This is a genomic window from Acetoanaerobium pronyense, from assembly GCF_017874355.1.
GTDB classification, from domain to species: domain Bacteria; phylum Bacillota; class Clostridia; order Peptostreptococcales; family Filifactoraceae; genus Acetoanaerobium; species Acetoanaerobium pronyense.
In genome coordinates this window covers 1-24,589 of record NZ_JAGGLI010000040.1, presented here as the reverse complement: position 1 = coordinate 24,589, position 24,589 = coordinate 1, and the positions used below count along the sequence as shown (strand labels likewise).

Below are 24,589 nucleotides of genomic sequence, written 5' to 3'. Positions count from 1 at the left end.
CATTAATTTGCTGCCTTTTTTTTATATTTTTTTAAGAATTAAAAAAAGCGACAAAGTCGCTTTTTAGAAAGGGGCTATTTCCCGACAGCCCCTTTATTTTTTTAATTATTTTAATTTTAGGGCTGAACCTGAGCAACCGAAAACATTTTTGATTTTATGCTGTACTATTTCTTCTATTGCTGCTCTTCCTGGTCCAAGGTATTTTCTTGGGTCAAATTCAACTGGCTCTTCTGCAAATACTTTTCTTATCGCAGCAGTCATAGCCATTCTTAAATCCGTATCCACGTTTATTTTGCATACGCCATAGGTAGCGGCCTGTCTAAGCATATCTTCTGGTACACCTTTAGCTCCAGGTATTTGTGCTCCATATTGATTGCACATTTCAAGGTATTTTGGTATTACTGAAGAAGCTCCATGAAGAACAAGTGGAAAATCTGGAAGAAGCTTAGTGATTTTTTCAAGTCTTTCAAAATCTAATCTTGGCTCACCAGCAAATTTGTAGGCTCCATGGCTAGTTCCAATAGCTATTGCTAAAGAGTCTACACCTGATTTTTCAACAAACTCAACTGCTTGGTCAGGATCTGTAAATTTAGCATCCTCTGCAGAAACATTCACTTCGTCCTCTATTCCAGCAAGTTTGCCAAGCTCTGCTTCAACAGTAACTCCTCTTTCATGAGCATATTCAGCAACTCTTCTTGAAAGTTCTATATTCTCATCAAATGGTAGAGCAGAACCATCAATCATTACTGATGTAAATCCATCATCTATACATTGTTTACAAAGCTCAAAACTATCTCCATGATCAAGGTGTAAAACTATTGGAAGGTTAGTTTCTTCAATTGCAGCTTCTACAAGTTTTCTTAGATATATTGGGCTTGCATATTTTCTAGCTCCAGCTGAAACCTGAAGTATTAGTGCTGATTGCTCCTTTTGAGCCGCAGCCACTATTCCTTGGATTATTTCCATGTTGTTTACATTAAAAGCTCCAATAGCATACTTGCCTTCGTATGCATGCTTAAACATTTCTTTAGTATTTATAAGTGGCATTCTATAAACCTCCTAAAAACTTAATTTGGATAAAAATATCCATAACAATATTTTACCCTAAAATCTCTTAAAAATCTTTTTATTTTTAAAGTTTGTATATAATCCAGTTAAAAAGTATAATGATATATATAAGTTTTTAAGAAGGTGTAAAATATGGCGGAATATATAGAAGATTTTTTTGAAAAATTCTTTGAACATAAGGATGATTTAAACAGACAGTTTCATCAAGGTGATATATCAAAAAAAGAGTATATTGAAGAAAACTACTACAAACTTATGGAAATGGGACAAAAGCCTTATAAGTATGTAGACAACGTTTTTAAAGCACTATATAATTATCAGTATTATAATATGACGGGAAAGTTTTATAAGCTAAGACTAAGAGAGTTTGAAAAATATAATAAACATCCCGAAAAAGAAAGAGAATACTATAAAAAAATACAAGATTGCTATTATAGAAAAGACCAAAGCACTTTAAAACTGTTGGATTTAGTGGATTATTACGACGTTGAAGGATATTATATTAGTGTCAAATCTAAAGATCTTAAAAATAAATTATTTGAAATTGTGGTAGATTCTCACGAAATAAAAGCAGTGCTCCACTCAGTCAATCCTCTGATAGTTGAAAAAATGAAAGAAAATGGAATTTTTTCTACGAAAAGCAAGAAATCTGTAATCAAAAGCTATATCAACTCAAGATATTAGGAGGCATTTATGAAAGATCTTCCGGTGATTTTTTTGGAAGAAATGAAAACATTATTAAAAGATGATTTTGCAAAATTTGAAAAAACATATGAAGAAAACAAGTACCTTGCTTTAAGAGCTAATACTTTAAAAATCTCAAAGGAAATGCTAAAAGAAAAATTAAATTTTCTCAAGGAGCCTGTTCCTTGGAATGATGAAGGATATTATTTTGATATTAATGAAAGACCTGCAAAGTCACCACTATATCATGCAGGTCTTTATTATATTCAGGAGCCGTCAGCAATGGCTGTAATTGGACTTTCTGATATAAAGCCAGGTATGAAGGTTCTAGATTTGTGTGCAGCCCCTGGAGGAAAATCCATTAATATAGGTTCAAAACTAAAGGGAGAAGGACTTCTTGTTACCAATGATATTTCATCAACAAGAGCCAAAGCACTCCTTAAAAATATAGAGCTTTTTGGAATTTCAAATGCACTTATAATAAATGAGAATCAAGAAAAAATATACAGAAACTTTCCGGACTTCTTTGATAGAATAGTTGTGGATGCTCCATGCTCTGGAGAAGGAATGTTTAGGAAAGATGAGGACTTGATTAAAAGCTGGGAAAAAACTAGATGTGAATGCCCAGATATTCAAATAGATTTATTGGAAAAATCCGCAAAAATGCTAAAATCAGGAGGCAGAATTATATATTCAACCTGCACATTTAGTAGAAGCGAAAATGAAGATATAATAAATTTATTTTTGCAAAAACATTCTAACTTTAGACTTGTAAATATATCAAAAAACTATGGGTTAGTTGGAGGCTTTAATATGGAGGAAGCGGCTAGGCTGTTCCCACATAATTTAAAAGGAGAAGGACATTTTTTATGTATAATAGAAAAAAAAGGAAAAAATATACTCTTAAATAAAGAACCCAATAATAAAAAAACCTCAAAAAACAAATCAGAGGGATACATTTCCAGAAAAAGCCTTCCTAAAGAGTATCTAGACTTTGAGAAAGAAAACTTAAATATTGTCCTTGAAGGGGATTTTAAGTTTGAAAATAATAGACTTTACAAAGAGATATTTACAGATAACCTTGAAAAAGGGTTTAAAATATTAAGAAACGGGATATTTGTAGGGGAGGTCAAAGTAAAGAACTTTGTCCCATCTCAACAATTTATTATGAATCTCAAATCAACTGACTTTAAAAAAGTTATAGATTTTGAAAATGATAGTAGTGAAATCATAAAATACCTCAAAGGAGAAACATTAAATATACCTGGCCATGAGGACGGATTTTATGGGGTTTCAGTATGTGGTTTTTTAGTAGGATATGGAAAAGCTTCTAATGAGAAATTAAAAAATGGCTATAATAAAAATTGGAGGATGCTCTAATAATGAAGTCAGAAAAAAGTATTAGAATAGACAAATATTTGTCCAATATGGGAATAGGTTCCAGAAAAGATATAAAGAAACACATAAAAATGGGAAGAGTAAAAATCAACGAAAAAATCGTAAAAGAAAGCAATGATTCTGTAAATAAGAACGATATAGTAAGATTTGACAATGAAGTCATTGAATATGAAGAATTCACATATATTATGATGAATAAGCCTCAGGGAGTAATATCGGCAACAGAAGATAAGTATCAAAACACCGTACTTGATATTTTAGAAGACAGATACAAAAACAGAGGTCTTTTTCCAGCGGGAAGATTAGACAAAGACACTGAGGGACTCCTCATACTTACAAATAATGGTACACTTGCCCATAACATGCTCTCACCTAAAAAGCATGTTACTAAAAAATATCTTGTAAAGGTAGTGGGAAGGCTAGGGGAAAGTGATGTTAAAGCATTTGAAAACAAAATAGTTCTAGAAGATGATTATGAGTGCATGCCAGCAAAACTCGATATTTTAGAATCAGATGAAGAATCTCTAGCTATTGTTGAAATAAAAGAGGGTAAATTTCATCAAGTAAAGAGAATGTTTTTAGCAACGGATAAAACAGTAGTTTATTTAAAGAGGATTTCTATGGGACCTATCTCTCTTGATGAAAGCTTAAAACTTGGAGAATATAGGAAGCTTACAGCAGAAGAATTAAATTTGTTAGAAAATTACATGTAAAATATAATGAGGTGAAATTTTGAAAAAAAGAGATATTTTAGAAGTTTATGTACAAGAAATGGAATTTGGAGGAACTGGATATACTGATATAGATAATATTAGATTGAGCTATAAAAACGGTATAAAGGGACAAAAAGTAAAGGTTTTAGTAAAAAAAGTTAGGAAAAATAAAGCAGAAGGAAAAATACTATCTGTAATAGAGCCTTCTCCTATGGAAACATCGGAAATATGTCCACACTATGGAAGATGTGGCGGATGTAGCATGCTATCTGTTCCTTATGAAAATCAAATTCAACTAAAAAAAGAACAGCTTATTAATCTTTTTCAAAATAGCGGACATACTGAAATTGATGATATAGAAGTAAAGCAAAGTCCTAGCCCATATGAATATAAAAATAAAATGGAATTCACTTTTGGAGATGAAGAAAAAGGAGGTCCCCTTGCTTTAGGTATGCACATGAAAGGGTCGCCTATGGGAATCATCCATGTTCATTCATGCATGATTGTAGATAGTGATTATAGAAAAATCTTAAATTTTACAGTGGATTTTTTCCAAAATGAAAAGCTCCCTCACTATAACATACTATCTCATGCAGGGTACTTGAGACACTTGGTTTTAAGAAAAGGGAAAAATACAAATGAGATACTTGTTAACCTAGTAACTACCTCTCAAATTGATTATGATTTGACTAAATATGCTGAGGGTCTTTCAAATTTATCTTTAGATGGAAGCATAAGCGGTATATTACATACTTTAAATGACTCACTATCTGATGCAGTAATACCTGAGGAAGTAAGAAGCATTCAAGGAAATTCATATTTTTATGATGAACTTTTAGGTAAAAAGTTTAAGATATCTCCGTTTTCATTTTTCCAGACCAATACCCATGGAGCTGAGGTTTTGTATCAGACAGTCAAAGATATGATAGGGCAGAAAAAAAGTATTCTTTTTGACCTATATAGTGGCACTGGAACTATAGGAATCACTCTATCAGATAAGGCGGATACAGTGATTGGAGTAGAGATTATAGAAGAAGCAGTGGATATGGCAAATGAAAATGTGAAGTCAAACAATGCAACAAACTGCAGATTTATTGCTGGGGATGTAGCCAAAGTGGTATCTGATATCACTGAAAATCCAGAGCTTATAATTCTTGACCCTCCAAGAGCTGGTATACATCCAAAAGGGATGAGCGATATATTATCTTTTAATGCAAAAGAAATTATATATATATCCTGCAATCCAAAGGCTCTTATGTTGGATTTAAAGACTCTAAAAAATGATGGATATGAAATAAAAGAGGCAAAGGGCGTGGATTTATTTCCAAATACGCCACATGTTGAAGTCGTAATATTACTTACGAAGTAATTAAATGTATTTTTCATGAAACCTGATTTTGATAATAAAGGATTTTATAAAAAAGATATTCAGTAATGTAATATCAAAAGGAGACTTTTAAAGCAAAAATCCTCATCAAGCCGCAGACAGATTCAGGCACTAATACTAGCACCCACAAAAGAATTAGCTATACAGATAGCAAATAGTTTTGAAGAATATGGGAAAAATACAAATCTTCGTTCAAAAGGTAAAGGATATAAAGATAAAAAAACATTTTGATTATTGGTGGGAAGACAATTATTTTCTCAAAAAAGAAGGTTTCGAGGGGGCTAAAAATGATGTATATAGCTACATATATCATAGATATAGTGGCGCTCGTTTATTTGATTGTTTTATTATATTCCAGCACCTCTTTAAATAAAAAACGTAAAACTCCTTTTTTAATGGGAAGTATTCTGACCATAATAATAATTTTAGCTGAAGCTGGCACTGTATTTATCGGGAATGAGCATTTCAACAGTCGATTTCTGAGCATTATATTTAATCTAATTGGCTTTGGACTTACACCTGTTATTTCTATTGTTCTAACCTTGATATTTGATAGAAGTTTTTTTAATTCTCATAGAATATTTTTGGTTCCTACAATAATAAATATTATTGCTGTAATTTTATCTCCAAAATATAGACTAATTTTTTATGTTTCCCCAAGTAATGAGTATATGAGAGGTGACTACTTTTTTATTTTTATAACGGTTTATTTTATAAATTTTCTACTATTGGTTTTTAGTACTCTTGATATGGGAAATAAATCCAACTATCCAATTATGAAAAAAATGCTTATTCTTTCGGTTTTTACGATTTTTGGAACAAGCATACAGCTCGCTTATCCTCAAGCATATTCCTCGTGGCACTGTATTACACTAGCTTTATTTCTTTATTTTATTTTACTTTCTGAATTCGACAGTAGCTTTGATACTCTCACAGGACTTTATAACAGAGCGGCCTTTGACAAATTCACAAATGAAATTACATCTCAAAAGCCATTTTCAGTTATAATACTCGACATAAATGATTTTAAAATTATTAATGATACATACGGACACGATTACGGAGACAAGGTAATCCATGAAGTCGCAAATATTATCAGAAAGTCATTTACTAAAAATTATATTTGCTATAGGTTTGGAGGAGATGAATTTTCTATCATAGGAAATGAAATTGATGAAAATGCAATTGAGTTAAATCTAAAGAATATGACAACTTTCCTTAAAGAAAAACGGGATGAAGGTATGATTTTACCTACAGTTTCCTATGGTTATAGTATTTTTAGAGGAAAAGAAGTTCTCGATTTTTATAAACTATTTAAAGAAGCAGATACTCAAATGTATCATTATAAAAAAACATACAAAGAATTAAAGTCAAAAATTTGATTTTCAGTTTTATTAAAGTAAGAGACTAGTAGCAACTCTAGTCCCTTATTTTTTTGTACTAAAATATATGAAAAATTAGATTGTTAAAAATCTATTGTACCAACAAACTACATATGATATATTATAAAAGAATGAAAGTCGTTATCAAATACTAAAATTAATCATTAAAGTTATAAGTATTGTTTTTAGGTAATTAAGTCTAAAATACGAGCTAATAAATGGTGGGGAAAAATTAACATATTCTAATTAAAAGTTAGCATGAAATAGGGGGGTGTGCTTAGATGAACTTGACTCAGGGAAAACTCAATACAAAATATATTGTCAAAGACATTAAAACCTATGATGATGAACTCAAAGATTTCCTTTTTACTTTGGGTTGCTATGAGGGAGAATCAATAACTTTGATTTCTATACTTGCAGAAAACTATGTAATCACTGTAAAAGATGCAAGATATAGTATTGACAAGGATTTGGCTGAAGCTATTATTATATAGTTTTTAACATTTATAAAATATATATAATTTTTAAAACATAATGGAGGGAAGTCATGAATAAAGTAGCAAGTATGAAAGTAGCTTTAACGGGAAATCCAAATAGTGGAAAGACTACACTTTTCAATGCCATAACTGGAAAAATTGAACGTGTGGGTAACTGGGCAGGAGTAACTATAGAAAAGAAAGAAGGAGATATCAAGAAGAGTCTTAATAAAGCAGATATAGATATCATTGCTGTAGACCTTCCTGGGGCATACTCTATGTCTCCATTTACATCTGAGGAAAGTATCACTAGTAAGTTTGTAAAAAACGAAAATCCGGACGTAATCATTAATATAGTTGACGCTACAAATCTTAGCAGGAGCTTATTTTTTACAACTCAGCTTCTTGAACTTGAAATCCCTGTAGTAATAGCACTAAATAAAAGTGATTTAAATGAAAAAAAACAGACTAAGATTAATGCAGATAATCTATCAAAACTTCTTGGTTGTCCTGTTGTAGAGACAATATCTACAAAAGGAAGCGATAATGGCCTAGAAAAACTTATCTCAAAGGTCGTAGAAGTAAGAGGAAATATCCAAAATGCTCCATATAAAAATACTGATATACATATAATAGATAAAACTTCTTTAGAAGCTTCTGATAAAAAAAGATATGAATTTGTAAAGGAAATTGTAGCAAAAGTAGAAGATAAAAAAATAAACACAAGTAATCAAACTAAGCAAGATGCTGCTGATAGGATTTTAGCTCATAAATGGATTGGAATTCCAATATTTGCAGTAATTATGTGGATGGTATTTTCAATTTCTCAGACCTATGTAGGTCCATTTTTAGCTGATACTTTTGTAGGATGGATTGATTCTATTTATGCTTTTGTTGAAGGCTCCCTTGGTGATAATGTGCCACCTATTCTAGCTGCTATCTTACTTGATGGTATAATCGGAGGAGTGGGAGCAGTTTTAGGGTTCTTACCTCTTATAATGGTATTATTTTTCTTATTGGCATTACTTGAAGATTGCGGATATATGGCTAGAGTTGCTGTAATCATGGATAGATTTTTTAAGAAAGTAGGACTATCGGGTAAGTCTATTATCCCGATGATTATAGGGACGGGTTGCGCTATACCTGGGGTTATGGCTACAAGAACAATAAAAAACGAAAGACAAAGAAGAACAACTGCAATGCTTACACCTTTTATGCCTTGCGGGGCAAAACTTCCTGTTATTGCACTATTTGCTGGTGCGTTCTTTAACGACGCTGCCTGGGTAGGAACTAGCATGTACTTTATTGGGATAGGAGTTATAATTTTAGGAGCTCTAATAATAGTTAGAATCACTGGAGAAAAACAGTCAAGATCTTTCTTTATTATGGAACTTCCAGAGTACAAATTCCCAAGTGTAAAAAGAGCAACTATTTCTATGTTTTCAAGAGGGAAATCCTTTATTATAAAGGCTGGTACTATAATTCTTCTTTCCAATGCAGTGGTTCAAATAATGCAAACATTCAACTGGAATTTACAGGTTGTTGCAGAGGGATCTGAACATACTAGTATCTTAGCTAGCATTGCATCTCCATTTGCTATTTTGCTGATTCCTCTTGGTTTTGGAGCATGGCAATTAGCAGCAGCAGCTATTACTGGGTTTATTGCAAAAGAAAATGTAGTTGGTACTCTTGCTGTGGTGTATTCTATTACTAATTTTATAGATCCAGAAGAATTTGCTCTTGTTGGAGAAGGTGCAGGAGTAGCAAGCGCAATGGGACTTACCTCTGTGGCTGCTTTAGCTTATTTGATGTTTAATTTATTTACTCCACCTTGCTTTGCTGCTATTGGAGCGATGAATGCAGAGATGGAAAATAAAAAATGGCTATGGGGCGGTATTGCTTTTCAGTTTGGCATGGGATATGTAGTTGCATTTATTACTTATCAGGTTGGAACTCTAATAACTACAGGTTCTTTTGGAGCAGGTTTTGTTCCAGGCTTGATAGCTGTATTAGCTCTTAATGGTTTTGTTTTTTACCTTGTGAAAAAAGGAGAGACAAAGAAAAACGAAATTGAAGTTGCTTTAACTGCTTAGGAGGAAATTATGTCCAATTTAATTGTAGGCTTAATAATTATAGCTATAATTTGCGCATCTATTGCAAAAATTATAATTGAGAAGAAAAAAGGAGTAAAATGCATCGGTTGTCCTGAAAGTGGTTCCAAAAAAAACGGGTGTGGGTGTAGCTCTTTGAAATAAAATAAGAAATTTAATTTTAAAAAAAGTTGACAAGTGGAAAAAAAGTATGTAGTATACTATTTATTAAATAAAAGAGAATATGAACTGTAGAGGTTGCGATATTTATCAGTACCAGTAATGAGTTAAGCGCGAAGACTTATTGGGAAAGGAAATATCGCCGAAGGATATAACTGATGCTTTAAGGTTGTATGCCTGGGGATGCATAAAATATATGTATCACTGTCACAAATTATTTTGTGGTGAGCTACATTTGAGGAATATATTATAGTATATTTTATATATGTCTATTTTTGTGCCCCTTAAGTGTGATGCTTAAGGGGCATTTTGTATTGGAGGAAAATATGAAGTTACATGGGAGTATGTCAATTGTTGATAATGAGCTAACTATAGGTAAGATAAAGTGTAGCGAACTTAAAAAAAAATACAACACTCCTCTTTATATCTTTGATGAGGAGTTAGTAAGAAATAACTGTAGAGAGTATATGAAGCATTTTAAAGTAGAAGAGAAGGGAAATAGAGTTGCTTATGCGGCTAAGGCCTTTTTTCCTGTATATATGTGCAAATTGATTGATGAGGAAGGACTTTATCTTGATGTGGTCTCAGAAGGAGAATTGTATACTGCGAAGGTTGCACAATTTCCAATGGAGAAGATTTTGTTTCATGGGAACAATAAGACACTTGAAGAAATAAAAATGGGTGTAGAGCTTGGTGTAGGTAGATTTGTTGTTGATAATTACTATGAGTTAGAGTTACTTAATCAAGTATGTGAACAGAAAAAGAAAAAACAAGATATTTACTTTAGAGTCACTCCTGGAATAGAAGCCCATACTCATGAATATATTCAAACAGGTCAGGTAGATTCAAAATTTGGATTTACTCTAAGTAATGGGGAGGTTCATAAAGCAGTTGAAAATCTAAAAAAATACGAAAATTTAAACTTAGTTGGAATTCATGCTCATATTGGTTCTCAGATATTTGATATAAAGCCTTATTTAGACGAAGTAGAAATAATGCTTGGTTTAATAAATGAAATGAAAAAAAATTATGATATTGAAATTCAAGAATTAGATTTGGGTGGAGGGTTTGGAGTTTATTATTCAGAGGGAGATAATCCAAAGCCCATAAAAGAATTTTGTGAAAATATAGTAAAGAAAGCTGATGAAGTATGTAGAGTACTTGATATAAAACTACCGGTTTTAATAATTGAACCAGGAAGATCAATTGTTGCAAATGCAGGAAGTACTATTTATACGGTAGGGTCTATCAAAGACATCAAAGATGTAAGGACTTATGTAAGTGTTGATGGTGGAATGACCGATAATATAAGGCCATCTCTATATGAGGCAAGGTATGAATGCATCTTAACGAATAAAGCCAAAAATCCTAAAAATCAAAAGGTGACAATTGCAGGAAAATGCTGTGAAAGCGGGGATATACTTTTAAAGGATGTAAAAATGTCAGAAGTAGAATCAGGAGATATTCTACTTGTTTCTTCAACTGGAGCATACGGATATTCCATGGCTTCAAATTATAATAAAATTTTAAAACCACCTGTAGTTTCTGTATTAAATGGAGAAAGCAAAATAATTTGCAAAAGACAAACCTATGAAAATTTAATAGAGCTTGAATTAATGTAACAAAGGAGGCAGTTAGTGAAAATAATTGTACAAAAATATGGCGGGACTTCTGTAGAAAATATAGAGAAAATTAAAAAAGTTGCAAAAAAAGTAATTGCAAAAAAAGAAGAAGGTTTCCAAATGGTAGTTGTAGTTTCTGCTATGGGCAAAACCACAGATGCATTAATTGATTTATCCAAAGAAATATCCTCTAACCCTTCAAAAAGAGATTTAGATATGCTCCTTTCTACTGGAGAACAAGTATCTATATCATTGCTTTCAATGGCATTTCAGGAGTATGGCTATGAATCAATATCTCTTACAGGATTTCAAGCAGGAATAAAAACCAAAGGTCCATACAATAAAAATAAGATATCAGATATAGATATTAATAAAATTAAGGATAATTTAGAAAAAGGAAAAATAGTTGTAGTTGCGGGCTTTCAAGGGATAAATGAAGAAGGAGATATAACAACATTAGGAAGAGGAGGCTCTGATACAACAGCTGTAGCTCTTTCTGCAAAGCTAAATTCCTTATGTTGTATTTATACTGATGTCGAGGGAATATATTCTGTAGATCCAAGAATATATAAGGATGCAAAGAAGCTTGCATCTATAAGCTATGAGGAAATGATGGAGATGGCAAGCCTTGGTGCAGGAGTTATGGAAACTAGAGCGGTTGAAATAGGATGTAAGTACAAAGTTCCCATATATGTAGCTTCAAGTAGCAAAGATATAGGTGGAACATATATTAAGGAGCGTGATAAGAGTATGGAGGAAAAAGTAATCACTGGTTTAAGTATAAGTAGTGACATACTTATGGTTACAGTAAATAATCTTGTTTTTAACTCAGATAATATAGCTACTTTATTTGAAAAAGTAGCTAAAGAAAATATAAATGTAGATATGATAAGTCAGACATCCCCCATGGATGAAAAGGTAAATGTTTCATTTACCACATCAAAAGATGAGCTAAATGCCCTTAATAAAGTTATGAAGGAAATAAAAGATGAAAATAATGAAATAGAAGTAGTAATAGAAGAGAATATATCAAAAATTTCAGTTGTTGGAATAGGTATGATGAATCAAAGTGGTGTTACTGCACAGGTTTTTAGAATTTTGGCTGATAATAATATAGAATTTAAACAAGTAACTACATCTGAAATAAGCATATCGTATACTGTAGCTTCAAGTGATAGAGAAAAAGCAGTACAGATTCTTGCTAAAGAACTTAATCTATAACCAAGAAGGGAGCAAGATGTGAATATAGAGGATATAAAAGATAGGGCAATAAAACATAAAATAGAGCTCCATAAATTTCCTGAAATAGGATTTCAGGAGTTTAAAACCTCCCAATATATTATAAATGAACTGACAAATATAGGCTATATTGTTGAAAGGATAGCTGGAACTGGAATTTTGGCATATAAAAAAGGAACGTCAAGTGAAGTTATTGCTTTTAGAGCTGATATGGATGGACTAAAAATAAAAGAAGAAACAAACCTAAAATATAAATCTCAAATGGAAGGTTATATGCATGCATGCGGACATGATGGCCATTGTGCTATACTGCTTGGATTTGCAGAGTATATTTACAATATGAAAAATATAAATAAAGGAGTTTTGTTTATATTTCAGCCAGCTGAGGAGAATCCTGGAGGAGCAGAGGTAGTCGTAGGGGAAGGCATATTTAATAGATACAACATTACATCTGTTTTTGGTCTTCATATTTATCCGGAAATAAACCAAGGTAAAATCGGCTTAAGAGCTGGCGCTTTGACTGCTCAATCAGGAGAATTTGATATTTATATAGAAGGAAAGAGTGCTCATGGAGCCATGCCTCAAAAAGGCAATGACGCTTTAGTGACATCAGCACAGCTTATAAATGCTTATCAAAGTATTATAAGTAGAAGTATGAACCCACTTGATAGCTGCGTTATTAATATAGGAACTATAAAAGGGGGGGAAGCTAGAAATATAATTCCTGAAAAAATCTTATTAGAAGGAACAATAAGAACATTTAGCCAAGAGGTTTATAAGGAAATTAAAAAAAAGATGCTAACAATCAATAGTGGACTATCCCAAATGTTTGAGGTAGATATAAAAATAATTTTCAGGGACATGTACCCACCTGTTATAAATGATAAAAAACTTGTTGATAAAATATTAAAATCTAAATTAATTGAAAAGATAATAGAAATTGAGCCTATGATGATAGCAGAAGATTTTTCATATTATCAATTAGAAGTTCCTGGAATATTTTTCATGCTTGGAGCGAGAAATGATGTTCTAGGACATATTAACCCCCTTCATAGTTCTAAATTCAGTTTTGATAATGATGTTTTGCTAGATGGGATAAGGTTATTTGATGAAATCTGTAAATCAATGAATGTTTACTAAAATATTGATTGCGACTATATTATATAAATTTCAAAAATAGAGAGGTGTCAAATGAAAAAAGCAAATATAGGAATAGTTGGAGCTACAGGGATGGTTGGTAGGACTTTTTTAAAAGTTTTGGAAGAAAGAAATTTTCCAATTGATAATTTATACTTATTTTCTTCAAAAAAATCCGCTGGTTCAAAAGTAATGTTTAAGAACAAAGAGTATATTGTAGAAGAACTCAAAGAAGATTCATTTACAAAAGACATAGATATAGCACTATTTTCCGCTGGGGGTGAAATAAGTAAAAAATTCGCACCTATTGCTAAAGAAAATGGAGTTATAGTAGTAGATAACTCTAGCGCATGGAGAATGAATCAAGAAGTCCCTTTAGTGGTTCCAGAAGTAAATCCTGAGGATTTAAAATGGCACGATGGTATAATTTCTAATCCAAATTGCTCTACTATTCAATCTGTAGTGCCACTCAAAGTACTTCATGATGCTTTCAAAATCAAAAGAATAATATATTCTACTTATCAGGCAGTTTCAGGCTCTGGAGTAGAAGGAATTTCAGATCTTGAAAATGGAATTAATGGTGGGGAAAATAAAAAATATCCTCATCAAATAGCTTTTAATTGTATACCTCATATAGATGATTTTATGGATAATCTCTATACAAAAGAAGAGATGAAGATGATAGAAGAGACTAAAAAAATCCTAAATGATCAAAATATAAGAGTGACTGCAACTACAGTAAGAGTCCCAGTTAAATATGGTCATAGTGTTTCTATGAATATTGAGTTTGAAAGAGACTTTGAACTTTCAAAAATATATGAACTTCTAGAAAATGTAGATGGTCTTGTTATTATGGATGATATTCAAAACAATATATATCCTATGCCTACTTATGTACAAGATAAAGATGAAGTCTATGTAGGAAGAATAAGAAGAGATTTCAGTGTAGAAAATGGAATTAATATGTGGGTAGTTGCAGATAATATTAGAAAAGGTGCTGCAACAAATACAGTTCAAATAGCAGAACTGATTTTAAATTATTTATAGAAAAGGGGTAAAATTATGAGTATATTTACAGGTTCGGCTGTAGCGCTAGTAACACCTTTTAATGATAATCAAGTTGATTTTAATGCACTTAAAAAACTTATAAATTGGCATATAGAAAATAAAACAGATGCAATTGTAATTTGTGGAACCACAGGGGAATCTTCTACGATGTCAGATAGTGAACGAAGAGAAGTGATAAAGTTTACGGTGAATGAAGTGAAAAATAGAATACCTGTTATAGCGGGAAGTGGGACTAATAATACAGGATATTCAGTGGAACTTAGTAAATATTGCGAAGAGGTAGGTGTAGATGCCCTTTTGGTAGTGACCCCGTATTACAACAAAGCTAGTGAAAAAGGACTTTTAAAGCATTATGAAGCTATAGCAAATAGCGTGAATATCCCGATTGTTTTATACAATGTGCCATCTAGAACTGGAGTGAATTTGACTCCAGAAGTTGTAAAGAGCCTCTCTCAAATAAGAAATATAGTAGCGATTAAAGAAGCAAGTGGTAATATTAGCCAGATAGCTGAGATTGCTCGAATATGTGAAGAGGATTTTGATATTTATAGTGGGAATGATGATATGATAGTACCTTTATTATCATTAGGAGGTAAGGGAGTTATATCTGTTGTGGCTAATATCCTTCCCAAAGATACCCATGATATTGTAGAAAACTATCTTTCTGGAAATATAAATGCTGCAAGAAATCTGCAATTAAAAATGAATGGGCTTATAAATACACTTTTCATAGAGGTGAATCCAATTCCCGTAAAAACCGCAATGAATCTAATGGGAATGAGGGCAGGTGAGCTTAGGCTACCACTTTGTGATATGACTAATGGAAATCTAGAAAATTTAATACTTCAAATGAAGGAATATGGAATTGAAACAGAGGTGAATTGATTTGATTAAAGTTGGAATCAGTGGATGCAACGGAGCTATGGGAAGGGTTTTAACGGGTATTTTAAATCAAACTGAGGGTATGGATATAGTCTTAGGCATTGATAGAAATCCTAATTTACACGAAAATATATATCCGGTTTATGAAAATGCTTCAAAAGTTGATATAAGCTGTGATGTTGTGATTGATTTTTCTCATCCATCTGTTTTAGAAGACAGATTAAATTTTTGTATAAAAAATAAAACTGCAATAGTGCTTGCTACTACAGGTATATCTAAAGAACAAGAAAAAACCATAAATGAAGCCTCTTCATATATACCTATATTCAAATCATCAAACACCTCAGTTGGCGTTAATCTAATCATTGACCTAGTAAGAAAAGCAGCAAGTGTTTTAAGTGATGAATTTGATATAGAGATTATTGAAAAACATCATAATAAAAAGATTGACGCACCAAGTGGAACTGCATATATGATTGCAAATGCTATCAATGAAGAATTAGATGATTCTCTCACATACAATTATGGTAGAGGCGGTTTTTCTGCAAAGCGTGAAAAAAATGAAATAGGAATTCATGCAGTAAGAGGAGGCACTATACCAGGTGAGCATACTATAATCTTTGCTGGGATGGATGAGATAATAGAAATAAAACACAGCGCTCTTTCTAAAAGAGTATTTGCAGATGGAGCTATAAAAGCAGCCAAATATATAAACTCAAAAGAGCCTGGCTTATATACTATGAAAGATTTAATAAATGAAAATTAGAAGGGAGCTTTTTATGAATAATAATGAAAAAAAACTAGACTTAAATCTTACAGACCCATATGAGATAGCAAGGTTTATCAAAGAAGCAAAAAAAAGTACTCCAGTTAAAGTGTATTTGAAAGGAGAAATTGAAAATTTGGATTTTCCAAATTGCAAAGTTTTTGGAGAAAACGGATTTAAAATTATTTTTGGAGAACTAAGTGATATTGAAATAGTATTAAATGAGAATAAAGATAAAATAGTTTATTTTGAAATGGAAAACGACAGAAGAAATTCCGCTATTCCTATGCTGGATATTAAAAATATTAAAGCAAGAATAGAGCCGGGAGCTGTTATTAGAGATAGGGTGAAAATAGGAGAAAACGCAATAATAATGATGGGCGCAGTCATCAATATAGGTGCTGAAATCGGAGATAACACAATGATAGACATGAATGCAGTTGTTGGAGCAAGAGGAACGATTGGCAAGAATGTTCACATAGGAGCTGGAGCAGTTGTAGCTGGAGTGTTAGAGCCCCCAAGTAAGACCCCTGTAATCATCGAGGATGATGTAATGATAGGAGCTAATGCAGTGATTCTTGAAGGAGTAAAAGTAGGAAAAGGCGCTGTAGTAGCAGCAGGAGCTGTAGTTGTTTCAGATGTAGAGCCAGACACTGTAGTTGCAGGAACACCTGCTAGGGTTATTAAAGAAAAAGACGCAAAAACTGCAGATAAAGTGAAAATATTAGAAGATTTAAGATAAAGTCTAGGACTCAATCTCAAAGATTAGGAGGAGGATATGAGGAATCTGCTGAATGATGATAAAAAATATATTCTAAATACCTATAGAAGAAGTGATTTGATTATAAAAAGGGGTGAAGGCTCATATCTTTATGACAGTTACGAAAATAAATATCTAGATATGTACAGTGGAATATCTGTAAATAATCTAGGACATGATAAGGGTGTTGTAAATGCTATAATAAATCAAGCCAAAGATTATATTCACCTATCTAATTACTTTGTAAGCCCTCCTGTTATCAATTTAGCTAAGCTTTTTGTAGAAAACACTTTTGCATCAAAGGTGTTTTTTACAAATTCTGGAACTGAATCAAATGAGGCGGCTATCAAAGCTTGTAAAAAGTATGGAAAAAAATACCATGAAAATAAATTTCAATTATTATCAGCCTATAATTCCTTTCATGGGAGGACAAATGGTGGGCTTTCCCTTACAGGTCAGCATAATTACCAAAGAGATTTTTTGCCTCTTCTCCCAGGAGTCCATCATTTTGAATACAATAACGTAGCTTCATTGAGAGAAAAAGTTAATGAAAATACTTGTGGATTATTCCTAGAAATGATTCAAGGGGAAGGCGGTATTGTTGAAATATCAGAGGAATTTATTTATGAAGCAATAAAGTTATCAAAAAAATATAATTTCCTTATTGTAATCGATGAAATTCAAACTGGTCTTGGCAGAACTGGAGATTTGTTTGCTTTTGAAAAATTTAATATTGTTCCAGATATAGTAACCCTCTCCAAATCATTAGGCGGGGGATTGCCTCTTGGAGCTATGCTTGTACGTGAAGGACTTGAGGAAGTATTTAACGTAGGAGATCATGGAAGTACATTTGGAGGGAGTCCCGTAGCCTGTGCAGCCGGAGAGTATGTTCTTGACAAGCTCATAAATACAGATATCCTCGAGGAAGTGAAAGATAAAGGAAGATATTTGATTTCAAAACTAAATAATTTAAAAGAGATATATCCACATGTCATTAAAGATGTACGGGGAAGAGGTCTTATGATTGGGATAGATGTTGGAGAATATGTAAATGAAATAAAAGAATTTTCGATAGATAATTATATTCTTTTAAATTCAACAAGCAGCACTGTAATAAGACTATTACCTCAACTATATATGACAAAGGTTGAAATAGATGATTTTTTAAAGATTTTTGAAGAGGCAATATTATTATGCAATAAATAAAAAGGAGTATGTCATGATACCGTTTCAAAAATTTCAAGGCACTGGAAATGACTTTATTATATTTAACTCCTCTGATGTAGAGCAATATAATCTTAATGTTCTAGCCCAAAATGTTTGTAATAGACATTTTGGAATAGGAGCTGATGGTATGATTATTTCTAAACAGTCAGATATAGCAGATATAAAAATGGATTTTTTTAACGCAGATGGAAGCATTGCGACTATGTGTGGGAATGGCATTAGATGTTTTGCTAAATTTGTATATGAAAATGAAATCATTAAAAAAAATAAATTTAATGTGGAGACTTTGGCTGGAATCATGAAGGTTGAAGTTTTTGAAAAAAACAATTTAGTAGATTTAGTAAGAGTAAACCTTGGAAAACCTCTGCTTTCCTCAAAAGAAATACCAAAAGCGTCAAATTTAGCTGAATTTATAAATGAGGAGATGATTATAGAAGATGAGCGATTAAAAATTAGCTCAATCTTTATAGGAACTATTCATACGGTTTTATTTGTTAAAGAATTTGATTATAATTACTTTGAAAAAATTGGAAAATATATTGAAAATCATAAAATATTCCCATATAAAACAAATGTAAATTTTTGCAAGAGAATTGACAAAAATAATATAGAGGTCTTAACGTGGGAAAAAGGAGTAGGTTTTACATTAGCTTGTGGTACAGGAGCTGCAGCTTGTTTTGTTATAAATAGACTCATCAATGACTCAGATAATAAGATTCAAGTAAAAGTAAATTCTGGAAGTCTGTATTTTGAAGAAGTGGATGGAGATATACTTATGAGTGGGCCTGCGAAGCTTATCTGTAAAGGAAATTACAACTATTAAAAAAGAAGCTCCCATTTGGAGAGCTTCTTTTTTTATGTTTATGAGATTTTCTTTTTATATCTAGCTCCTATAGTTTTCCAAATTTCTGCATTTTTAATTCCAAGATCTTCTGGAACGAATATAGGGTCTAAGCCTTGTTTCTTTTGAGCTTCATAATCTCTAAGTGTAGCAACACCAGTTTTTGTAAGCATTACTATTGCTATAAGGTTTAGCCAAGCCATAAGTCCAACTCCGATATCACCAAGACCCCAAGCAAGAGATGCAGTTCTTATTGAACCATAATATGTCATTGCAAGTAGACCAAGTTTTGTTAAAAGGAAGTATAACTTGTGATTTTTAGAACCTTTAAACAGATAAGCAACATTTGTCTCTGCATAGTAGTAGTATGCAAGTAATGTAGTGAAGGCAAAGAAGAAAAGTGCTACTGCTACAAATGCTTGTCCAAATCCAGGCACAAGAGTATTTACGGCCATTTGAGTAAATGCTGGTCCAGTTTCTACTCCAGGTAGATTTTCAACTATGAATCCGCCAGCTCCATCAGAAACATTGTACATTCCAGTGATTATAATCATGAAAGCTGTAGCTGAACAAACAAACAGTGTATCTACGTATACTGAAAAAGCTTGTACAAGACCTTGCTTTGCAGGGTGAGAAACCTCAGCAGCTGCAGCAGCCATAGGACCAGTACCTTGTCCTGCTTCATTTGAATAAATACCTCTTTTTACTCCCCACTGTACTGCAATACCTAAAATAGCACCAAATGCAGCATCAGCACCAAATGCAGATCTAATAATAAGCATAAAAGCAGCTGGTAAAGCTGTAATGTTAACAAGAACAATAATTACTGCTACTATTATATATGCTATTGCCATAAAAGGAACTATCATTTCTGCAGTTTTTCCTATACGTTTAGTTCCGCCAAATACTACGAAAGCCAGTAAAACTACAACTACTGCTCCAGTAACATATGGAGAAACACCAAACGCTGTATTGATGGCACTAGCTATACTGTTTGCTTGTACTCCTGGAAGGAAGATACCAACTCCAAGAACGGCAGATATTGCAAATAGTACTGCAAACCATTTTATTCCCAGTCCTTTTTCGATGTAATATGAAGGACCTCCACGGTACTCTCCATCAAGTTCTTCTTTATAAACCTGAGCAAGTGCGGATTCAATATAAGCTGAACCTGCTCCAAGGAAAGCGATTGCCCACATCCAAAAAACAGCTCCTGGACCTCCGAATCCTATTGCAGTAGCAACCCCTGCTATATTTCCCGTTCCAACTCTACCACCAAGTGCCATTGCAAATCCTTGGAAAGAAGATACTCCATTTTCAGAACTTTCACCATTAAGCATTTGTCCTACCATATCTTTAATAAGTCTTACCTGAGGGAACTTTAATAATACCGAGAAAAATATACCTGCTCCCAAACAAAAATAAATAAGTGCGTTACTCCAAATAATACCGTTTAGAAAATCTACCATGCTTTCTACATTCATAAAAACCCTCCTTAATTAAATTATTATGGTAACTGGGAAAACTGTTTTCAGAAAGTTTAATTTATTACCACGATTGAATTTTATCATTTTCAAAGTTTCAAGTCAATTCTATTAACTAAAATTTTCTATATAATAAATTTTATAAGTCTTATTTTTTATATTTTTCCTAAATAATATAAAAAATATACTTCTAATATGCTGTTAATACTGTTAGTCTGAGCATTTAGATTACTACTTTATATTTTAATTTTATTTGCTATAATTAATGAAGGAATAATAATTAATCTAGGAGGAGAAATGAATAATTTAACGATTAAAATAAAATATGAAGATGAAAATTCTCAGGATTTTGTACTGATAAGAGATAAATCTGACTGGATAGATCTTAGAGCATCGGAAACTGTTATGCTTAAAGCTTTTGAATATAAGCTTATACCCTTAGGGTTTGCAGCAGAGCTACCTGAAGGATATGAGGCTCATATAGTCCCGAGAAGCTCTACTTTTAAAAATTTTGGTATTATACAAACAAATGGAATTGGAATAATTGACAACTCATATAATGGAAATGAAGATTATTGGTTTTTTCCAGCTCTTGCTCTAAAAGATACAGTAATAAATAAAGGAGAGAGGATATGCCAGTTCAGAATATTCGAAAAAATGAAAGATTTGAAGTTTGATTTAGTTAAATCCTTGCAAAATGACAATAGAGGAGGACATGGGTCTACTGGAAAAAAATAAATATTAGAGATATTGACATAGAGCCAAACTCAATATATAATCTAAAAACGTAAACTTAATATTTAGAGTCTATGACAGGAAAAGTAAATTTAGCTATGTTTACAGCGAGCAGATACAGAGTGGAAGATCTGCATTCTAACTAAATTGAAAAGGGACCTTGAGATTATCTGAAGAAATTAAAAGTATTCAGATACGCTTTAAAAGCGTTAAAAGTAAGGAGTGGCTGACAGGTATGTCGGCAATAAGAGTGGTACCGCGGATAAATCCGTCTCTTTTGCATATAATTATGTAAAAGAGACGGATTTTTTTTATTGAGAATAAAATAAGATTTTCACTCAAGGCGCAATCTGTGATTGCTATAGAAAGGTATTTATAAAATTTATTTCATAAAATAGGCCTAGAAATAAATTTTGTTTATATAGAAAAATTTAGACATCGATGCTAGTAAAACATTAAAAAAGGAGAAAACGAATGATAAGTGAAAAAATTAATTCAGGTAATCAAGAGGAAATAGAAACCTCGAAAAATTTTATTAAGTTTATTATTCCATCTTTACTGGGGATACTTATATTTATGAGCCCTATTAAAATTGATGGAGAGCTAACTATTCCTATAGCTTTTTTTTCTGATATATTTATAAGTTTCTTTGGAGAAAATCTCCCTCTAATTGTAAGCACGACTATAATAATCTCCTCAATTCTAAGTGTTGGATTTAGATTTTTTAATTTTGGAATTATAAATAATAATTTATTTTTAAAAAATCTTTTTAAAGTTTCAGATAGCTGGCTTATAGTACGAGCGATAGGAGGGCTATTTGCTTTTTCAACCATTTTTGAAATAGGACCTGATATGATTTGGTCACTAGATACTGGCGGACTTTTACTTTATGATTTAATGCCAATACTTTTTACAGTTTTCATATTTGCAGGGTTATTTATTCCACTTCTTTTAGATTTTGGACTTTTAGAATTTGTTGGAGTTCTACTTAATGGGTTTATGAGACCAGTATTTACTTTACCTGGCCGAGCTTCTGTAGATTGTATTGCATCTTGGCTTGGAGATGGAACAATTGGAGTCTTACTTACTTCAAAACAATATGAAGAGGGATATTATAGCCAAAGGGAAGCTGCAGTTATAGGAACTACTTTTTCGGTGGTTTCAATAACATTTTGCTTAGTTGTGATAGCTCAAGTAGGACTTGCAAGTATGTTTTTCCCATTTTACTTAACTATACTGGCTTCAGGATTATTTGCAGCTTTTATTGTACCTAGAATACCACCCCTTTCAAGAAAAAAAGATATTTACATTTCAGATAGTAAATATGAGCAAAGTGAGATAATACCTCAAAACTATAATTCATTTTCTTGGGGACTATTTAAGGCAATGGAAAAAAGTAATGATAATAAAGGGTTTTTATACTACCTAAAAAAAGGAATTGAAAATATTCTTGATATGTGGTTAGGAGTATTACCTGTAGTAATGGCTATGGGTACTATAGCACTTATTATTGCAGAGTTCACTCCAGTATTTAGGATTTTAGGATTGCCTTTTATCCCGTTACTAAATATATTAAGCATTCCTGAAGCGACTGAAGCTTCACAAGCTTTAGTTGTAGGTTTTGCAGATATGTTTTTACCCTCACTGCTTGGAAGCAAAATAGAGTCTGAGCTAACTAGGTTTGTTATTGCATGCGTATCTGTAACCCAGCTAATTTATATGTCTGAAGTTGGAGGATTACTACTTGGTTCTAAAATTCCTATAACTATCAAAGAGCTTTTTATTATTTTTATAGAAAGAACCCTAATAACTCTGCCTATAATAGCTTTAGTGGCACATATCTTGTTTTAAACATCGATTTTTAAATCCATTATCTATTTTAATATGATAGTATTAATATATGAGATAAATAATATGCTTAGTAAAATTAATTATTAAAAGGAGCAGGCAAAATTGTCTATAATGGATGGATTATATTATCAAGGAGATAATACAGACTATAAAGAGATACTAGATACAATTCTTGACAATGCAGAAGAATGGGTTGTTATCGTAAATGAAAAAGGGAAAATTACGATGATGAGTAAGGGATACAAAGAATTTTGCGGAGATGAGAACCCAGAGGGTAAGTATGTTACTGAAGTAATAGAAAATACCAATCTTCATAATATAGTAAAAACTGGAAAAGCCGAATTAGGAGTAATAATGAAGGTCAAAGACCAAAATATGATTGCTTCTCGAATACCGATTAAAAAAAATGATAAGATAATTGGAGCTTTAGGAAAGGTAATATTCAAGGATTTAAGTGGTTTTTATGAAATGTCTAAAAAGGTTAATCATATGGAAAAAGAGCTTGCCTTTTATAGACATCAGTTGAGTATTCAAAAAACAGCAAAATATACTTTTTCCAATATAAAAGGGGAAAGTGCACATATACAAAATCTAATAAAGGTATGTAAAAGAGCTTCTAGGCTAGACTCAAATATATTAATCACTGGAGAAAGTGGAACTGGGAAAGAGCTGTTTGCACATTCTATACACAATGAAAGTGAAAGGTCCTGCCACCCTTTTGTAAAAGTCAACTGCTCTGCTATACCAAATGAGCTCTTAGAATCCGAGCTTTTCGGATATGAAGAGGGAGCCTTTACCGGTGCAAAAAAAGAAGGGAAAAAAGGTAAATTTGAGTTGGCTGAAAATGGGACTATTTTCTTGGATGAGATAGGTGATATGCCGCTATATATGCAAGCTAAGCTTCTTAGGGTTCTTCAAGAAAAAGAAATAGATAAAGTAGGAGGCACTTTTTCAAAATCTGTAAACGTAAGAATAATTTCGGCAACCAATAAAGACCTTTCTAAAGAGGTGAAAAATGGTACTTTCAGAGAGGATTTATATTATAGATTAAACGTGATGAATATCCATATTGATCCTTTAAGAGAAAGAAAAGAGGATATAAAGCCATTAGCTTTGGAACTTATTAAAAAGCTCTCTGATGAAATGGGTGTATATGTTAAAGAGATTTCTAATGAAGCAATCTATGCTCTTGAAGAATATTCATGGCCTGGAAATATAAGGGAGCTTGAAAATGTAATAGAAAGAGCACTTAATCTTATTGACAATGATTTTGTTATAAAAGTAGCTCATTTTCCAAGAAATATTAGTGGTGATTTTACTGAATCAAAACATTTGCAAAAAAAGCAGTTGAAAGAAATTTTAGATGCTGTAGAAAAAGAAACTATTTTAAAATCTTTTGAAAATAATAATCGAAATAAAAAAAAGACAGCTCAAGAGCTGAATATAAGTAGGACTAACTTGTATGCAAAGCTTAAAAGTTATGAAATAGATTTAGATTAAAAATGGGGCTGTCGGGAAAAGGCGTTTTTTGAACGATGAACCCTAAAAATTAAAAATCCTAGATTATTAAAGACATTCAGAAATGTAAATGTTTTAAAA

Annotated in this window: 23 protein-coding genes, 1 riboswitch and 1 other annotated feature; of the genes, 21 read left to right on the top strand and 2 right to left on the bottom strand. The window is 32.1% G+C overall.

Annotated elements, in window-relative coordinates; translation table 11 throughout:
• Positions 1-105: 105 nt before the first annotated feature.
• Complete coding sequence (gene fba / locus J2Z35_RS13070) at positions 106-1,047, bottom strand: class II fructose-1,6-bisphosphate aldolase (RefSeq protein WP_209661847.1); 942 nt, start codon at positions 1,045-1,047, stop codon at positions 106-108.
• 153 nt (positions 1,048-1,200) lie between these two features.
• Here fba and J2Z35_RS13065 point away from each other — a divergent pair, with 153 nt between their 5' ends.
• The 18 genes from J2Z35_RS13065 to dapF all read left to right on the top strand — a co-directional run bounded on the left by J2Z35_RS13065 (position 1,201) and on the right by dapF (position 18,902).
• The gene (locus J2Z35_RS13065) at positions 1,201-1,752 is read left to right on the top strand and encodes a DUF6648 family protein (RefSeq protein ID WP_209661846.1); all 552 of its coding nucleotides are present in this window, start codon (positions 1,201-1,203) and stop codon (positions 1,750-1,752) included.
• Positions 1,753-1,761: 9 nt separating this feature from the next.
• Positions 1,762-3,132, top strand: coding sequence for an RsmB/NOP family class I SAM-dependent RNA methyltransferase (locus J2Z35_RS13060; RefSeq protein ID WP_209661845.1), 1,371 nt, complete (start codon positions 1,762-1,764; stop codon positions 3,130-3,132).
• Between the two features lie 2 nt (positions 3,133-3,134).
• On the top strand, positions 3,135-3,863 hold the full coding sequence (locus J2Z35_RS13055) for a pseudouridine synthase (protein ID WP_209661844.1): 729 nt from the start codon (positions 3,135-3,137) through the stop codon (positions 3,861-3,863).
• Positions 3,864-3,882: 19 nt separating this feature from the next.
• Positions 3,883-5,232: a 23S rRNA (uracil(1939)-C(5))-methyltransferase RlmD gene (gene rlmD, locus J2Z35_RS13050; protein WP_209661843.1), complete on the top strand. Its 1,350-nt coding sequence runs from the start codon at positions 3,883-3,885 to the stop codon at positions 5,230-5,232.
• Positions 5,233-5,304: 72 nt separating this feature from the next.
• The gene (locus tag J2Z35_RS14950; protein WP_209661852.1) at positions 5,305-5,481 is read left to right on the top strand and encodes a DEAD/DEAH box helicase; all 177 of its coding nucleotides are present in this window, start codon (positions 5,305-5,307) and stop codon (positions 5,479-5,481) included.
• A gap of 56 nt (positions 5,482-5,537) precedes the next feature.
• A complete protein-coding gene (locus J2Z35_RS13040) occupies positions 5,538-6,632 on the top strand; it encodes a GGDEF domain-containing protein (RefSeq protein ID WP_209661842.1) in 1,095 nt (364 codons plus the stop codon).
• A gap of 281 nt (positions 6,633-6,913) precedes the next feature.
• Positions 6,914-7,126: a FeoA family protein gene (locus tag J2Z35_RS13035; RefSeq protein ID WP_209661841.1), complete on the top strand. Its 213-nt coding sequence runs from the start codon at positions 6,914-6,916 to the stop codon at positions 7,124-7,126.
• 53 nt (positions 7,127-7,179) lie between these two features.
• Positions 7,180-9,201 carry a ferrous iron transport protein B gene (feoB, locus tag J2Z35_RS13030; RefSeq protein ID WP_330623484.1) on the top strand — a complete coding sequence of 674 codons (2,022 nt, stop codon included), beginning with the start codon at positions 7,180-7,182 and terminating at the stop codon, positions 9,199-9,201.
• 9 nt (positions 9,202-9,210) lie between these two features.
• Positions 9,211-9,363 (top strand): FeoB-associated Cys-rich membrane protein, encoded by a 153-nt coding sequence (locus tag J2Z35_RS13025; protein WP_209661840.1) that lies wholly within the window; start codon positions 9,211-9,213, stop codon positions 9,361-9,363.
• A gap of 79 nt (positions 9,364-9,442) precedes the next feature.
• Positions 9,443-9,618, top strand: a riboswitch (Lysine riboswitch).
• Between the two features lie 86 nt (positions 9,619-9,704).
• On the top strand, positions 9,705-11,000 hold the full coding sequence (gene lysA / locus J2Z35_RS13020) for a diaminopimelate decarboxylase (RefSeq protein WP_209661839.1): 1,296 nt from the start codon (positions 9,705-9,707) through the stop codon (positions 10,998-11,000).
• Positions 11,001-11,015: 15 nt separating this feature from the next.
• On the top strand, positions 11,016-12,221 hold the full coding sequence (locus J2Z35_RS13015) for an aspartate kinase (RefSeq protein ID WP_209661838.1): 1,206 nt from the start codon (positions 11,016-11,018) through the stop codon (positions 12,219-12,221).
• Positions 12,222-12,239: 18 nt separating this feature from the next.
• Positions 12,240-13,379: a M20 metallopeptidase family protein gene (locus tag J2Z35_RS13010; RefSeq protein ID WP_330623483.1), complete on the top strand. Its 1,140-nt coding sequence runs from the start codon at positions 12,240-12,242 to the stop codon at positions 13,377-13,379.
• Positions 13,380-13,430: 51 nt separating this feature from the next.
• Positions 13,431-14,423, top strand: a complete 993-nt coding sequence (locus J2Z35_RS13005; protein WP_209661837.1) for an aspartate-semialdehyde dehydrogenase — start codon at positions 13,431-13,433, stop codon at positions 14,421-14,423.
• Positions 14,424-14,438: 15 nt separating this feature from the next.
• Positions 14,439-15,329: a 4-hydroxy-tetrahydrodipicolinate synthase gene (gene dapA / locus J2Z35_RS13000; RefSeq protein ID WP_209661836.1), complete on the top strand. Its 891-nt coding sequence runs from the start codon at positions 14,439-14,441 to the stop codon at positions 15,327-15,329.
• Between the two features lies 1 nt (position 15,330).
• Positions 15,331-16,092, top strand: a complete 762-nt coding sequence (gene dapB, locus J2Z35_RS12995) for a 4-hydroxy-tetrahydrodipicolinate reductase (RefSeq protein ID WP_209661835.1) — start codon at positions 15,331-15,333, stop codon at positions 16,090-16,092.
• 13 nt (positions 16,093-16,105) lie between these two features.
• On the top strand, positions 16,106-16,834 hold the full coding sequence (gene dapD, locus J2Z35_RS12990) for a 2,3,4,5-tetrahydropyridine-2,6-dicarboxylate N-acetyltransferase (protein ID WP_209661834.1): 729 nt from the start codon (positions 16,106-16,108) through the stop codon (positions 16,832-16,834).
• Positions 16,835-16,870: 36 nt separating this feature from the next.
• Positions 16,871-18,058 (top strand): aspartate aminotransferase family protein, encoded by a 1,188-nt coding sequence (locus J2Z35_RS12985; RefSeq protein WP_209661833.1) that lies wholly within the window; start codon positions 16,871-16,873, stop codon positions 18,056-18,058.
• A 13-nt stretch (positions 18,059-18,071) separates the two neighbouring features.
• The gene (gene dapF, locus J2Z35_RS12980) at positions 18,072-18,902 is read left to right on the top strand and encodes a diaminopimelate epimerase (protein ID WP_209661832.1); all 831 of its coding nucleotides are present in this window, start codon (positions 18,072-18,074) and stop codon (positions 18,900-18,902) included.
• 38 nt (positions 18,903-18,940) lie between these two features.
• Here dapF and J2Z35_RS12975 read toward each other — a convergent pair whose 3' ends face one another.
• A complete protein-coding gene (locus J2Z35_RS12975) occupies positions 18,941-20,404 on the bottom strand; it encodes an alanine/glycine:cation symporter family protein (RefSeq protein ID WP_209661831.1) in 1,464 nt (487 codons plus the stop codon).
• Between the two features lie 297 nt (positions 20,405-20,701).
• On the opposite strand from J2Z35_RS12975, the gene J2Z35_RS12970 reads away from it, so the two are divergent.
• From J2Z35_RS12970 to J2Z35_RS12960, 3 genes are all read left to right on the top strand, one after another.
• On the top strand, positions 20,702-21,142 hold the full coding sequence (locus J2Z35_RS12970) for a dUTP diphosphatase (protein ID WP_209661830.1): 441 nt from the start codon (positions 20,702-20,704) through the stop codon (positions 21,140-21,142).
• 62 nt (positions 21,143-21,204) lie between these two features.
• Positions 21,205-21,418, top strand: a binding site (T-box leader).
• A 195-nt stretch (positions 21,419-21,613) separates the two neighbouring features.
• On the top strand, positions 21,614-22,990 hold the full coding sequence (locus J2Z35_RS12965) for a YjiH family protein (protein ID WP_281063650.1): 1,377 nt from the start codon (positions 21,614-21,616) through the stop codon (positions 22,988-22,990).
• A gap of 111 nt (positions 22,991-23,101) precedes the next feature.
• Positions 23,102-24,490, top strand: a complete 1,389-nt coding sequence (locus J2Z35_RS12960) for a sigma-54 interaction domain-containing protein (protein WP_209661848.1) — start codon at positions 23,102-23,104, stop codon at positions 24,488-24,490.
• The last annotated feature ends 99 nt before the right edge of the window (positions 24,491-24,589 follow it).